The sequence below is a fragment of the Roseateles sp. genome (genome assembly GCF_019237615.1).
Taxonomy (GTDB): Bacteria; Pseudomonadota; Gammaproteobacteria; order Burkholderiales; family Burkholderiaceae_C; genus Pelomonas.
The window spans coordinates 47,279-60,528 of the sequence record NZ_JAFAGT010000040.1 but is presented as its reverse complement, the minus strand read 5'-3'; the positions used below and the strand labels follow the sequence as shown (position 1 = coordinate 60,528).

Annotated in this window: 8 protein-coding genes and 1 tRNA gene; 7 read left to right on the top strand and 2 right to left on the bottom strand. The window is 70.1% G+C overall.

What is annotated here, in order from left to right:
* Positions 1-20 precede the first annotated feature (20 nt).
* The gene (locus tag JOY88_RS07365; protein WP_293501611.1) at positions 21-3,470 is read right to left on the bottom strand and encodes a TonB-dependent receptor; all 3,450 of its coding nucleotides are present in this window, start codon (positions 3,468-3,470) and stop codon (positions 21-23) included.
* Positions 3,471-3,904: 434 nt separating this feature from the next.
* Here JOY88_RS07365 and JOY88_RS07360 point away from each other — a divergent pair, with 434 nt between their 5' ends.
* From JOY88_RS07360 to JOY88_RS07340, 5 genes are all read left to right on the top strand, one after another.
* Positions 3,905-5,581 (top strand): bifunctional metallophosphatase/5'-nucleotidase, encoded by a 1,677-nt coding sequence (locus tag JOY88_RS07360; RefSeq protein WP_293501610.1) that lies wholly within the window; start codon positions 3,905-3,907, stop codon positions 5,579-5,581.
* 185 nt (positions 5,582-5,766) lie between these two features.
* Positions 5,767-8,337, top strand: a complete 2,571-nt coding sequence (locus JOY88_RS07355) for a response regulator (RefSeq protein WP_293501609.1) — start codon at positions 5,767-5,769, stop codon at positions 8,335-8,337.
* Complete coding sequence (locus JOY88_RS07350; protein ID WP_367269792.1) at positions 8,334-9,272, top strand: diguanylate cyclase; 939 nt, start codon at positions 8,334-8,336, stop codon at positions 9,270-9,272. The genes JOY88_RS07355 and JOY88_RS07350 overlap by 4 nt, the downstream gene beginning before the upstream one ends.
* A 117-nt stretch (positions 9,273-9,389) precedes the next feature.
* Positions 9,390-11,093, top strand: a complete 1,704-nt coding sequence (locus tag JOY88_RS07345; protein WP_293501608.1) for an FG-GAP-like repeat-containing protein — start codon at positions 9,390-9,392, stop codon at positions 11,091-11,093.
* Positions 11,094-11,112: 19 nt separating this feature from the next.
* Complete coding sequence (locus JOY88_RS07340) at positions 11,113-11,580, top strand: hypothetical protein (RefSeq protein ID WP_293501607.1); 468 nt, start codon at positions 11,113-11,115, stop codon at positions 11,578-11,580.
* Between the two features lie 85 nt (positions 11,581-11,665).
* Here the strand turns inward: JOY88_RS07340 and JOY88_RS07335 are convergent.
* Positions 11,666-11,739, bottom strand: a tRNA-Gly gene (locus JOY88_RS07335).
* A 144-nt stretch (positions 11,740-11,883) separates the two neighbouring features.
* On the opposite strand from JOY88_RS07335, the gene JOY88_RS07330 reads away from it, so the two are divergent.
* Positions 11,884-12,285, top strand: a complete 402-nt coding sequence (locus JOY88_RS07330; protein WP_293501606.1) for a PA2779 family protein — start codon at positions 11,884-11,886, stop codon at positions 12,283-12,285.
* Entirely contained in the window at positions 12,282-13,226 is a 945-nt protein-coding gene (locus JOY88_RS07325) for a PA2778 family cysteine peptidase (RefSeq protein WP_293501605.1), read from the top strand. The genes JOY88_RS07330 and JOY88_RS07325 overlap by 4 nt, the downstream gene beginning before the upstream one ends.
* Positions 13,227-13,250 lie beyond the last annotated feature (24 nt).

Below are 13,250 nucleotides of genomic sequence, written 5' to 3'. Positions count from 1 at the left end.
CGGGCGGCTGCCACTCAGGATCAGAACTCGTAACGAGCCGTGATCTGCATCGCCCACTGCGACTCGCCCTTGACCTGGCGCAGCGTGTAGTCGTCCACCGTCGGGTTGACCTGGTAGATGTACTTGCCGTTCGGATCCAGGCCGACGTAGTTCACGAAGCTGCGGCGCTGGCCACCGGAGGAGCTGAAGGCCATCTCGTTGATGCGGCCCCAACGCGTGTTCAGCAGGTTGCCGAAGTTCAGGATGTCGAGCGTGACGACGCCCTTTTGCTTGCCGAAGAAGCCGGGGACTTCCTGGCTCAGGCGCACGTCGAAGCTGTTCACCCAGGGCGAGAACGCGCTGTTGCGAGCAACCACCCCGCCCTTGGCATTGCGCAGCGCCTTGTTGGCGTCGACGATGCTCCAGAACAGGTCTTCGTTGCCGTGGTTGGTGGCCGTGTCGCCGAGGAAGACGACATCGCCGGAACCCGGGGCCTTGGGGATGTACATCAGGTCGTTGCCCGCGATGCCGTCACCGTTCAGGTCGTTGCGGTAGGTCCAGCTGTAGGGCTTGCCGGAGCGGCCCTCGTAGAACACACCAACCGTGGTCTTGTACGCGCCCCAGAAGGCCTTGGACCAGTTCAACGACGCGCTGACGCGGTCCTTGATCAGGTAGGCCGAGTTGGCCGCCGCATCTTCATTGGCGTTGAAGACCGAACGCGAGTTGAAGTTCGAGTTCGACACCGACGACGTCAGCGGGCTCACTTCGGTCGCCGAAGTGCGCGTGTAGGCCACTTGCCAGCCCAGACCAGCCTTGTTGGGGCTGCTCAGCGACAGCGTCAGGGCATTGCCGCCACCCTTGTTGGTGCCCGTGGCCAGCAGCACGTTGTTGAAGTTGGGGTTGGACAGCGCGCGGGCACGCACGCCGCCGTTGGTGGCCGAGACCGCGCAAGAAGCGCCCGACGTGACCGTGCCGCCGGTGGCCGTCCAGCAGGCCGGGTCATAGGCTGCCGGCGTGTAGTACAGCTCACGGCCATCCGTGCCGGTGCGGGTCGGCGCGCCCAGGTTCAGGTGCTGGTAGAAGATGCCCGTCTTGGTCTTGGTGTGGATCAGCTCGGCGCCAGCCACGAGGCCGGCCCAGGGCAGTTCCGCGTCATAGGCCAGGTTGAACTTCCAGACCGAAGGCTGCGTCAGCGAGGGGTCCAGGAAGTCGACGTTGGCTGCCGGCGGCGTGCCGGGGAACACCGTCGGCTGCTTGGAGGGATCCGGGTTGAAGATGGAGGAGCCATCGCAGGCCGGGAAGCCTTGCGTGCCGCAACCGACGATCTTGGTCGCCAGGCCCGTGTTGGAGAACGGGTTGGAGACCCAGACGTTGGCCGCCGCGCCCTGGAACAGGCCGAAGCCGCCGCGGACCTGCTTCTTCTGGCTGGCCTTGTCGTCCAGCGTGTACTTGAAGTCGAAGCGCGGCTGCACGAGGCTCTGGCCGTCGGGCGTGATCGAGTTGTCGCGTCCAAAACCACCGGAATTGCGGGTGACCAGCTTGCCGTTGACGCTGCCGGCGACCAGCGCGCCGCCCGCAACGGTGTTGAGCGCCGGGTGGTCGGGGATGGCAATCCGGTCGATCCGGATACCGCCCGTCACCGTCAGCCGCTTGCTGAGGGCCCAGGTGTCCTGCAGGAACACGCCGGTGTTGGCCGTGGACCAGTTCGCGATACCCGCGTCCAGGCCGCCGGCCGTGGCCGGCACCTGCACCTGGTAGTTCGACGGACGGCCCTTGCTGAAGTTCTCCAGCACGGCCTGCTCGATCACGGCAGCACTGGCCGTGCCGCAGTTGACGGCGCCGAAGCTGTAGGTGACGGTGGCGGAGCTGTTGATGCAACCGAACGTGTAGTTGCCATTCACGTTCTGGAAGAAGGCGTTGTAGATCTTGTTGTTGCTGTAGTCGAAGCCGCCCTTGACTTCGTGGTCCCCCACGACCCAGTTGGCGCCGAAATAGCTGTCAAAGGTCTTGGTGTCCAGCACGTTGTACTGGCGGCTCAGCTCGGTACCGAAGTTCAGGAAGCGGCTGCCGGTGTTCACGCCCGCGGGCGCGCCTGCGGGTGCCGGACCCGTGAACTGCAGCGCCATGGCCGGCAGGTTGCTGTTGTTCTTCGGGACGCTGTTGTAGTCGCGGTTGGTCAGCTTCAGCTCGGTCGAGAAGTTGGGCGTCCAGTCGGCGAACCACTGCCCGACCACGGTCTCCAGCGTCTTCTTCTGGTTCCACCACCAGGACGTCAGGTTGACGCTGGTGCCGCTGAAGTTGCCGAAGTTGGTTTCGCTCTGGTCCGTCTTGGTGTAGCGGATGCTGGCGCGATGGTTCTCGTTGATGTTCCAGTCGAGCTTGAGCAGCGTGTCCTTGACCTTCACGGGCGCGGGGCCGTTGGCGGCGCCGACGTCGAAGCCGTACTTGGTCTTGGCGATGCTGGTCAGCGAGTCGATGGCGGTCTGCGAGATCGCCACGTTGGTCAGCGGGCTGCCGACCGGGCCGAACTCGGGCTGGGCACGGTTGCTCGTCATTTCCTCGTAGCTGGCGAAGAAGAAGAGCTTGTCCTTGATGATGGGGCCGCCCAGCGTGACGCCGGCGGTCTTCTCGGTGAAGGGCAGGAAGGAGAAGTAGGTGTCGGCCGCGCGGTTGTAGCGCTTGCCCACCACGGAGTCGTTGCGGAAGACGTAGTAGACGCTGCCCTTGACCTCGTTGGTGCCCGACTTCGTCACCGCGTTGATGTTCGCGCCGGTGTAGCCCTGCTGGGTGACGTCGTAGTTCGAGATGTTGACCTGCACCGACTGGATGGCGTCGATGGAAATCGGCTGCTTGATCGTCGGCAGGTTGTTGGCCTCGAGGCCGAAGGTGTCGTTGATGCGGACGCCGTCGACCGTGATCGAGTTGTAGCGCGAGTTCTGGCCGCCAGCCGAGATCTCACCACGCTCCTTGTCGGTCTGCGACAGGCGCGGATCCTGGCGGGCATAGTCCTGCAGGTTGCGGGCGATGGATGCATAGGCATCCAGTTCCTGGCGGCTCAGGCTGGTGCCGGCGCCACCGCCAGAGGCGGCGAACTTGCTGTTGGCGGCCGCGCTGCCGGTCACGACGACGGCTTCGAGCGTCTGGCCACCCAGGCGGATGTCGAAGTTCAGGCTTTCGGCCAGCTGCAGATAGATGTCGTCCTGGGCATTCTTGTCGGCACCCTTGACGGCGGTGACGGAGTACGGGCCGCCGACGCGCAGGCCGCGGACGTAGTAGCGGCCTTCGCTGTCGGTGACGAGCGTGTTGGCCGAGCCCGACTCACGGTGCAGGACGGTCACCGTGGCGCCAGCCACCGGCTTGCCATCCGCGGTCGCCACGCGGCCGCCGATGGCGGCCGTCGTGTTTTGCGCCATCGCCGGCGCTGCCGCCACGATGGCCACGGCGGCGCACAGCGCCGACAGCGGGAATCCAGACCCAATCCTGTTGCTCATCCCAATCACTCCTGTTGTGCGCGCGGGGCGCGTCTGATGTCAAAAAATAGTCACAGAAGCGTCATGAAGCGCTTCTTGCGGTCGCGCCGCCCGGCCCTGCAAAAAGGCGGGGCGCGACGGTGAACGGGATTGTCATGACTTTCTGTGACAGAACTTTACGGGTAAGTCAGAAGTGGCCCCGTTCCACCCCTCGCCACGGCCTGCGGCACCTGCTCAGTGCGTCGTTAAGCCGCGACATTGCATGCCAAACGCCCTGCCGGCCGGGGCATTTGCGCTGGGAAATCCGCCCATGCCGGTCGTTTGCGCACCTTGTTGGTGCAATTTTTTCTGCAATGTAAACATTGAGAACCCATGTGGCCTTGTCGCGAAACTGCGACAAACTCGGGCAACAAAGCCACTTCTAAGATCGCGCCCTCCTTCAAGCCCTCCCCGCCATGGTCCACACCTCCTCCCTCCGCCTCGGTGCCGGCCTGCTGCTCGGCGCCCTGCTCGCCGGCTGCGCCACCCAGCCACCAAAGACGACCGAGCTGACGCTGTTCTCCATCAACGACTTCCACGGCAACATCCAGCCCGCCCAGCCGACGCCGCTGATGCCGCGCGTGGCCGACCCGGCCACCGGCGAGGTCAAGGCGCAGCCCGCAGGCGGCGTGGCCCACCTGGCGACGGCGATGGCCACGCTGCGCGCCAAGTACCCCGACTCCATCGTCGTCGCCGGCGGCGACCTGATCGGCGCGTCGCCGCTGATCTCCAGCCTGCTGCGCGACGAGCCCACGCTGGCGGCGATGTCGCAACTCGACATCTCGGCCAGCGCCTTGGGCAACCATGAGCTCGACGCCGGCCTGCCCGAGCTGCTGCGCAAGGCGCGCGGGGAATGCGGGCCGACGGAATGCCTGTGGCCCGGCTTCAAGGGCCCCGGCTTCCCCTATCTGGGCGCCAACGTGCTGGACGCCAACACCGGCAAGCCGCTGCTGCCCACCCATGTGATGAAACAGGCGGCCGGCCTCAAGGTCGCCATCGCCGGTGTCGCGACGAAGGACACGCCCCACGTCATCGTCGCCCGGGCGATCAAGGGGATACGCTTCGCCGACGAAGCCGACACGCTGAACGCTCTTGTGCCCCAGTTGAAGGCCGAAGGCGCCCAGGTGCTGGTGGCCATCATGCACGAGGGCGGCGTCCAGGGCGCCGGCGGTGGCGCGAACGACCCGACCTACGCCTGCCCGACGCTGACCGGCCGCGTGCAGGACATCGCCAAGCGGCTGGACCCGGCCTACGCCATCATCATCGGCGGCCACACCCACCAGGCCTACACCTGCAAGATCGACGGCCGCCTCGTCGTGCAGGCCGGCAGCTATGGCGGCTGGATCACCGAAACCCACCTCAAGCTCGATGCCGCCGGCCACGTGCTGGACGCGCAGGCCGTCAACCACCCGGTGCTGCAGTCCGTCTACGCGCCCAACCCGGCACTCGCCAGCCTCGTCGCCCAGGCCGCGGCGCTGACCCAGGCCGCGCGCAACAAGCCGGTCGCCACGCTGCCGCGCGGCGCGACGCGCCACCCCAAGGAGCCGAACGGCGACTCCTGGCTGGGCAACCTGGTGGCCGACAGCCAGCTCGCCTTCGCACGCAAGCAGGGCCCGGCCGACATCGCCTTCATGAACCCGGGTGGCATCCGCGCAGACCTCACCGTCGAGCCCGGCAAGGCCACGACGATGAGCGACCTGCTGGCCATCCAGCCCTTCGGCAATGACATCGTCGCGCTGACGCTGACCGGCCAGCAGCTGTGGGACATCCTGCAGCGCCAGTTGCCCAAGGGCGACGCCTCGCCGCGCATGCTGCAGGCCTCGTCCACGCTGCGCTACCACTGGCGCATGGGCGCCGACGGCACGGCCCAGCTCGGCGAGATCCTCATCGACGGACAGCCGCTGAACCGCACCCGCGACTACCGCGTCGTCGTCAACAACTTCCTGTCCGAAGGCGGCGACGCCCAGACCGGCTTCAAGCATGGCCGTGACCGCGCCGTGCTCGGCACCGACATCGACGCGCTCGTCGACCTGCTGCGCGACAACCCCCAGGCTGTCGTGCAGGCCGCTCCCGGCCGCATCGTGCGGGACTGACAGACCGCGCCGAGGCACTAGGGCAAACCTGTAACCTCTTGCGGCTACCCCGTCCCGGGGTGCCGAGACGCCCACCCTAGACTCGAAGCGCCCGACCCGGTAGCGTCGGGCGCCAGCGAGTCGGGAGAACGATGGCGGCCAGGGAAATACAAGATGGCGCAGGCGGTCCGCCTCGGGCCGCCGCCGTGGCTGCGGGCGCCCCAGGCAGCCCGCCGCCCAGCCCGCTGATCCGCGAGGTCATCGCCCACCTCCCCTGCGGCCTGGCCGTCTTCGACGCCGAGCGCCGCCTGCTCGTGCACAACGCCGAATTCGAACGCCTGCTGAACGTGCCGGCCTCGCTGTTCGAAGAACCGCCGCTGCGCTTCGACGACCTCATCCTCTTCTTCGCCGCCCGCGGCGACTACGGTCAGGGCGAGCCGGCCCGAGCCGCCGTCGAGGCTGCCCTGGCCCTGGGCCGTGACCCGAACGCCAACCGCCTGGAGACCTGCCGCGCAGGCGACCACCTCATCGAGGCCCGTACCGCGCCACTGCCCGACGGAGGCCTGGTGCTGACCTGCCTGGACCTGACCCCGCAGGCCCAGGCTCGCCTCGCCGCCGAGCGCGCCTCGCAGGCCAAGACGCGCTTCCTGGCCAACATGAGCCACGAGATCCGCACGCCGATGAACGCCGTGCTGGGCATGCTGCGCCTGCTGCAGAAGACGCCGCTGGACGCCCGCCAGCGCGACTACGCCGTCAAGAGCGAGGGCGCGGCGCGCGGCCTGCTGGGCCTGCTCAACGACGTGCTGGACTTCTCCAAGATCGAGGCCGGCCGCCTCAGCCTGGACCCGCACCCGACGCGCCTGGACGAGCTGCTGCGCGACCTCTCCGTCATCCTCGCCGCCAACGTCGACAAGCGCGAGCTGGAACTGCTCTTCGACCTCGACCCCAAGCTGCCGCCCGTCATCGTCGCCGACGCGTTGCGCCTGCAGCAAGTCCTCATCAACCTGGCCGGCAACGCCATCAAGTTCACTCCGGCCGGCGAGGTCGTGCTCGGCATCACCCAGGCTGCGCGAAGCGCCGGCAGCGTCGTGCTGGATTTCTCCGTGCGCGACACCGGCATCGGCATCGCGCCAGAGCAGCAGGAGCGCATCTTCTCCGGCTTCAGCCAGGCCGAGGTGTCGACGGCGCGGCGCTTCGGCGGCACCGGCCTGGGTCTGGCCATCAGCCGCCGCCTCGTGCGCCTGATGGGCGGCGACATCCACCTGCAGAGCACGCCCGGCCAGGGCAGCCGCTTCGGCTTCACGCTGAGCTTCCCGCTGCCCGCCGACGCGCCGGCGCCGCGCCCGGCCGGGGACGCCTTGCGGGTCCTCGTCATCGACGACCACGCCGAAGCGCGCCGCGTCATCGGCGCGCTGGCCGAATCCCTGGGCTGGCGGGTCAGGCTGGCGGCCGGAGCCGCCGAAGCCCTGGAGCTTATGGTCGGCGACACGCCGGACGTCGTGCTGCTGGACTGGGTCATGCCCGGCATGGACGGCTGGCAGACCGCCGTGCGCCTGCGCCAGCGGCTCGGCGCCGAGCCGCTGATCCTGATGGTCACCAGCCACGACCGCGAACGCCTGGCCCAGCGCAGCGCTGCCGAGCAGGCCCTGCTCGATGGCTTCCTCGTCAAGCCCGTCACGGCGACCCTGCTGGAACAGGCCGTCACCGCCGCCCGCCAGGCCCGCCGCGGCGAAGGCCCGCCACCCGAGCCCGCGCCGCAGCGCCTGGCCGGCTTCAGCCTCCTCGTCGTCGAGGACAACCCGGGCAACCAGCAGGTCACGCGCGAGCTGCTGGCGCTGGAGGGCGCCACCGTAGTGCTGGCCGGCGACGGCCAGCAGGCCCTGACCCTTCTGGCCCAGACGCGCGGCCGGCGAGGGTTCGACGCCGTGCTGATGGACGTGCAGATGCCCGTCATGGACGGCACGACGGCGACCCGGCTGATCCGCCGCCAGCTGGGCCTGACCCTGCCCGTCATCGCGATGACGGCCGGCGCCCTCGACGCCGAACGCAAGGCCTGCCTGGATGCCGGCATGGACGAGCACATCGGCAAGCCCTTCGACCCCGACACCCTGGTCGCCGTGCTGCGGCGCCGCTGCGGCACGGCGCCGCCCCCGGGGCACGCCATGGCCGCCGAGCTGCCCCCGGCCCTGCTGGCCGACGCCGGCCGCGCCGGCATCGCGCTGGCCGAAGCGCTGGCGCGCATGTCGGGTCGCGTCGAGCTCTTCGAGCGCACGCTGGCCGCCCTGCACGAGCAGGACCGCAAGCTCGCCCCGACCCTGGCCAAGGGCGGCCGCAGCGCCGCGCGCGGCCTGCACGGCTATCGTGGTCTGGCCGCCATGCTCGGTGCCGGCGAACTGGCCGCGCTGGCCGCCGAGGGTGAGCATGCCGCCCAGCCCAGCCCCGAATGGCACCGCCGCTTCCTCGAGCGCCGCGAGGCTGACCTCGCGGCGCTGGACCGCTTCGGCGCTGCCCTGCTGGCGCGCCAGGCCCAGCAGGACGACCCGACCGGGGTGGAGACCGCCCCCGCACCACCGGGCCAGCTGGCCCAGCGCCTGGATGCCCTCACCACGCTGCTGGACGGCGCCGACCTCGAAGCCCTGGATGCCCATCAGGCGCTGCGGCCCCTGCTGCCGGCCGACACTGTCGCGCCGCTGGACACCGCCATGGCCGCCCTCGACTTCCCCGCGGCCCTGAGCCTGTGTCAGCAACTGCGCGCCACGCTGGAGGCACAGCCATGATGCAACTCGCCCTGCCCGGCCTGGTGACGCTGCAGCAGGACCCGGCGTTGCCCGATCGCCGCCCGCGCCTGCTCATCGTCGACGACCAGCCCGTCAACATCCAGGCCCTGCACCGGGTCTTCGCGGCCGACTGCCAGGTGCTGATGGCCACCGACGGCGCCCGCGCGCTGCAGCTGTGCCGCGAGCGCCAGCCCGACCTCGTGCTGCTGGACGTGCAGATGCCCGGCATGGATGGCCATCAGCTCTGCGCGGAGCTGAAGGCCGACCCGCAGCTGCGCGCCATCGCCGTCATCTTCGTCACCGCGCAGGACCGGCCCGAGGACGAGACCCGCGCGCTGGACGCCGGCGCAGCCGACTTCATCACCAAGCCCTTCAACCCCACCGTCGTGCGTGCCCGCGTGCGCACCCAGCTGACGCTCAAGGCCCAGGCCGACCTGCTGCGCGAGCTGGCCTTCGTCGACGGCCTGACCGGCGTGCACAACCGCCGCCACTTCGACGAGCGCCTCGCCGCCGAGGCGCGCCGCGCCCAGCGCACGCGCGCGCCGCTGGCCGTCGTGCTGGCCGACGTGGACCATTTCAAGCGCTTCAACGACGCCCTCGGCCACCTGGCCGGCGACGACTGCCTGCGCCGCGTCTCTACCGCGCTGCGCGCCTGCCTGCGCCGCCCCACCGACCTGCTGGCACGCTACGGCGGCGAGGAGTTCGTCTGCCTGCTGCCCGACACGGATCTCGCCGGCGCCATCGGCGTCGCGCAGCTGATGGAGGACACGGTGCGCAAGCTGGCCCTGCCGCATCCGGCCATCGAGAGCAGCGTGACGATCAGCCTGGGCGTGTCGGCCGGCACGCAGGCCCAGGGACTGGTCGAGGCGGCGGACCGGGCGCTGTATCTGGCCAAGGCGGCGGGGCGGGGGCGGGTGAGCTGGGTGGCGGGCTGATCGTCCCCTCACTTGTGGACGCGGCGGGCGCCGCGACGGGCCGGGTCCACAAACCTGCTGAAGACAGTGCCGAACGCCCCCCGGAGCATGGCGGCTCCACGCTTCGAGGAGCTCGCCATGGTGACGAGGAAACGCGATTTCGATGGTGACGGGCGGGCCGACATCCCCGTGACGAGTCCCTGGGGCCTTGGACTGCTCAGCCTGACCGGAGGCGCGCTCTCGGCCACGGTGATGGCCGCCAACGGCACGCGCTTCGGCGGCTGGCTGCTGAATACCGCCGACAACCGCCTCGACCTGATCGGCGACTTCGACGGCGACGGCCGCGTCGAGATGCTGGTCACCAGCCCCTGGGGCATCGCGCTGCTGCGCAAGATCGGCGCCAGCTTCGCGCCCGTCGTCATGGCGCCCAACGGCACGCGCTTCGGCGACTGGCTGCTCAACACCGGCGACAACCGCTTTGGCCCGATCGGCGACTTCGACGGCGACGGCCGCGACGAGATCCTCGTCACCAGCCCCTGGGGCGTGGGCGTGCTCAAGCTCGCGGGCTCCGGCTTCACCAGCATCCTGATGGCGGCCAACGGCACACGTTTCGGCGGCTGGCTGCTCAACACAGCTGACAACCGCTTCAGCGCGGTCGGCGACCTGGACGGCGACCGCCACGACGAACTCATGGTCACCAGCCCCTGGGGGCTGGGCGTGCTCAAGCTCGCCGGCGCCAGCTTCGCCGCGCCGGTGATGGCCGCCAACGGCACGCGCTTCGGCGGCTGGCTGCTGAACACGGCCGACAACCACATCGTGACGCTGGCCGACCTCGACGGCGACGGCCGTGCCGACATCGTCATCACCAGCCCCTGGGGCCTGGGCGTGCTGGGGCTGGCCGGCAACACGCTGAACGCCAAGCTGATGGCGCCCAACGGCACCCGCTTCGGCGGCTGGCTGCTGAACACGCTGGACAATCGCATCATCCGGGCGGCCGATCTCGACGGTGACGGTCGCAACGAACTCATCGTCACCAGCCCCTGGGGCCTGGGCGTGCTCAAGCTCGCCGGCAGCAGCTTCAGCGTGCCGGCGATGGCCGCCAACGGCACGCGCTTCGGCGGCTGGCTGCTCAACACGGCCGACAACCACTTCGACGCGGTCAGCGACTTCAACGGAGACAACCGCGCCGACCTGCTCGTCACCAGCCCCTGGGGCCTGGGCCTGCTGCGCTTCACCGGCAGCGGCTTCGACGCGCTGACCATGGCCGCCAACGGCACGCGATTTGCCGGCGGCTGGCTGCTCAACACGGCGGACAACCGCTTCGAGGTCGGCGAGCAGACGGTGCGACTGCACATCAAGGTGCTGTCCACCCCCACGCTGCCCATCGACCAGATGATGCAGGCCATGCAGAGGGTCTACGAGGCGGTCGGCATCCGCGTGCACCGCGTCAGCACCGAGACGCTGAACTTGCCCGCCCTGGTGGACTGCGACGTGGGGGCCTGCACGATGGGCAGTACCACCGGCGAGCAGAACACCTTGTTCGGCAACCGCAACTTCGCCTGGGGCAGCGATGTCGTCGTCTACTTCGTGCGCTCCACGGTACCGGCCTACAACGGCTGCGCCGCCCATCCCGCCGGGCGACCCGGCGCCGTCGTGGCGTCCATCGCCACGCAGTGGACCATGGCTCACGAGGTGGGCCATGTGCTGGGCCTGCCACACGTGAACGACAACAACCGGCTGATGACCGGCAACGGCACGGCCAACATCACCAACCCGCCGCCCGACCTGGTGAGCACCGAGGTGAACACCATGCGCGCCGCGCCGATGACCTTCGCCACCTGAGTCCCGAGGAGCAAGCACCATGGCCGACATCCCGCAAGTCAAGACCTGGCTCGACCCCGAGGAGCCCGACTACGCCGCCGCCGCCCGGACCCTGGGTGCCGCCGCGCTGCCGGCGCTCAAGCAGTTGATCGGCGGCGCCGACCTCGCGCTGGCCAGCAAGGCGACCTACCTGGCCAGCCTGATCCCCCACCCCGACGCCACCACCGCCCTGCGCCTGGCGCAGGGCCGCAGCGAACCGCTGATGCGCGTGGCCGCCGCCGCGGGCATCCGCAACCTCGCCCCCGCGCATGGCGAGGCCTTGTTCGATGCGCTGCAGCACGACCCGGACGCCGGTGTGCGCAAGGTGGCCCTGAGCGCGGCCGCGACGCTGACATCGCCGGCCATGCTGCAGCGGCTGCGCGCACTGTCGACCAGCGATCCCGAGCCCCATCTGCGGGAGCTCGCGGGGGCCTTGCTGCGAAGTGGCGGGGGGGGGGGGCAGCCCTGAGGGCGGCGAGGCCGTCAAGGCAGCGGAATCCCATCCCGGGGTCTCGTTCCAAATGCGAACGGCCCCGAAAGGGGCCGTCTGCATTTGGAGCGGGTGATGGGAATCGAACCCACGTAGTCAGCTTGGGAAGCTGAAGTTCTACCATTGAACTACACCCGCATCGGGCCGCGAGTTTACGTGATCGCCAGGCATGCCTGGACATGTAGGACAAGGCCGCGACATGGCGGCTGCACCGCGCCACGGCGCGCTGGCCGCCCTAGCATGCCGCCCCATTCCAACATCGCCCGCCCACAGGAGCACGACATGAACAACCCCGCCCGCCGCGTACTGACCTCGCTCCTCGTTGCCTCCGTCGTCTTCAGCGGCATGGCCCAGGCTGCGCCGACGGCGCTGATCGGCACCGAGCAGGCCGCCGCCGCCCTTCAACCGGCCCGCAGCGAGGCCCACGCCAAGCTGCAGGCCGTGCTGGACCGCGCCGACCTCGCCGCCATGCTGCAGGCCCGCGGCGTCGCCGTCGACGAGATGCGCGCCCGCGTCGACGCACTGACCGATACCGAGGCCCAGCAGATGCTGACGCAGATCGACAACGCCCCGGCCGGCAGCAGCGACGTCGTCGGCGTGCTGTTCACCATCTTCATCATCCTGCTGGTGACCGACATCCTCGGCCTGACCAAGGTGTTCCCGTTCACGCGCTCGATGCGTTGATCGCCCGTTGCGCCGCGGCGCTGGCCGCACTGCTGCTGTCCGGCTGCGCGACGTTCTTCACGCCGCCGCAGACGGCTGCGCTGCTGGCCAAGCCGCCGCCCGACCTCCCGCCGCGCGTCGAGCGTGCAGAGACGCCCTTCTTCCCGCAGACGCGCGACCACTGCGGCCCCGCCGCCCTCGCCACGGCGCTGGCCGACATCGGCCTGCCCGCCGACCCCGACCGCCTGGCCGACGCCGTCTTCCTGCCCTCGCGGGCCGGCACGCTGCAGCTGGAGATGCTGGGCGGCGCCCGCCGCCAGGGCGCCGTGGCGACCCGGCTGCCGCGCGAGCTGGAGGCGCTGCTGCGCGAGGTCGCGGCCGGCCATGTCGTCGTCGTGCTGCAGAACCTGGGCCTGGAGCTCATCCCGCGCTGGCATTACGCCGTCGTCGTCGGCTACGACCTGGAAGCGCGCGAGATCATCCTGCGCAGTGGCACGACCGAGCGCGCCACGCTGCCGCTGCGCACCTTCGACTACACCTGGACGCGCGCCGGCCGCTGGGCCATCGCCGTGCTGCCGCCCGAGCAGTTGGCCGCCACCGCGACCGAGGCCGATGCGCAGGAGGCCGCCCTCGGCTTCGAGCGCGCCGCGCCGCCGGGGCGGGCCGCCCAGGCCTGGCGCGCGCTGCTGGCACGCTGGCCGGGCAATCTACTGGCCGGCATCGGCCTGGGCAACACGCTGAACGCAGCCGGCGACGCCGTTGGCGCGCGCACCGCCTTCGAGTCCGCCGCACAGCGCCACGACAGCGCCGTGGCCTGGATCAATCTCGCCCGGCTGCGCCTGGACGCGGGCGACCGCGCAGGGGCCCGCGCTGCGGCCCTGCGCGGCCTGCAGCGCGCCGAGGCGGCCGAGCCGGCTTGGCGCGAGGCGGCCCGCACCACCTGGGCCGCCACCACGGACTGAGCTTTCGCACCGCCGCGCGGCTAC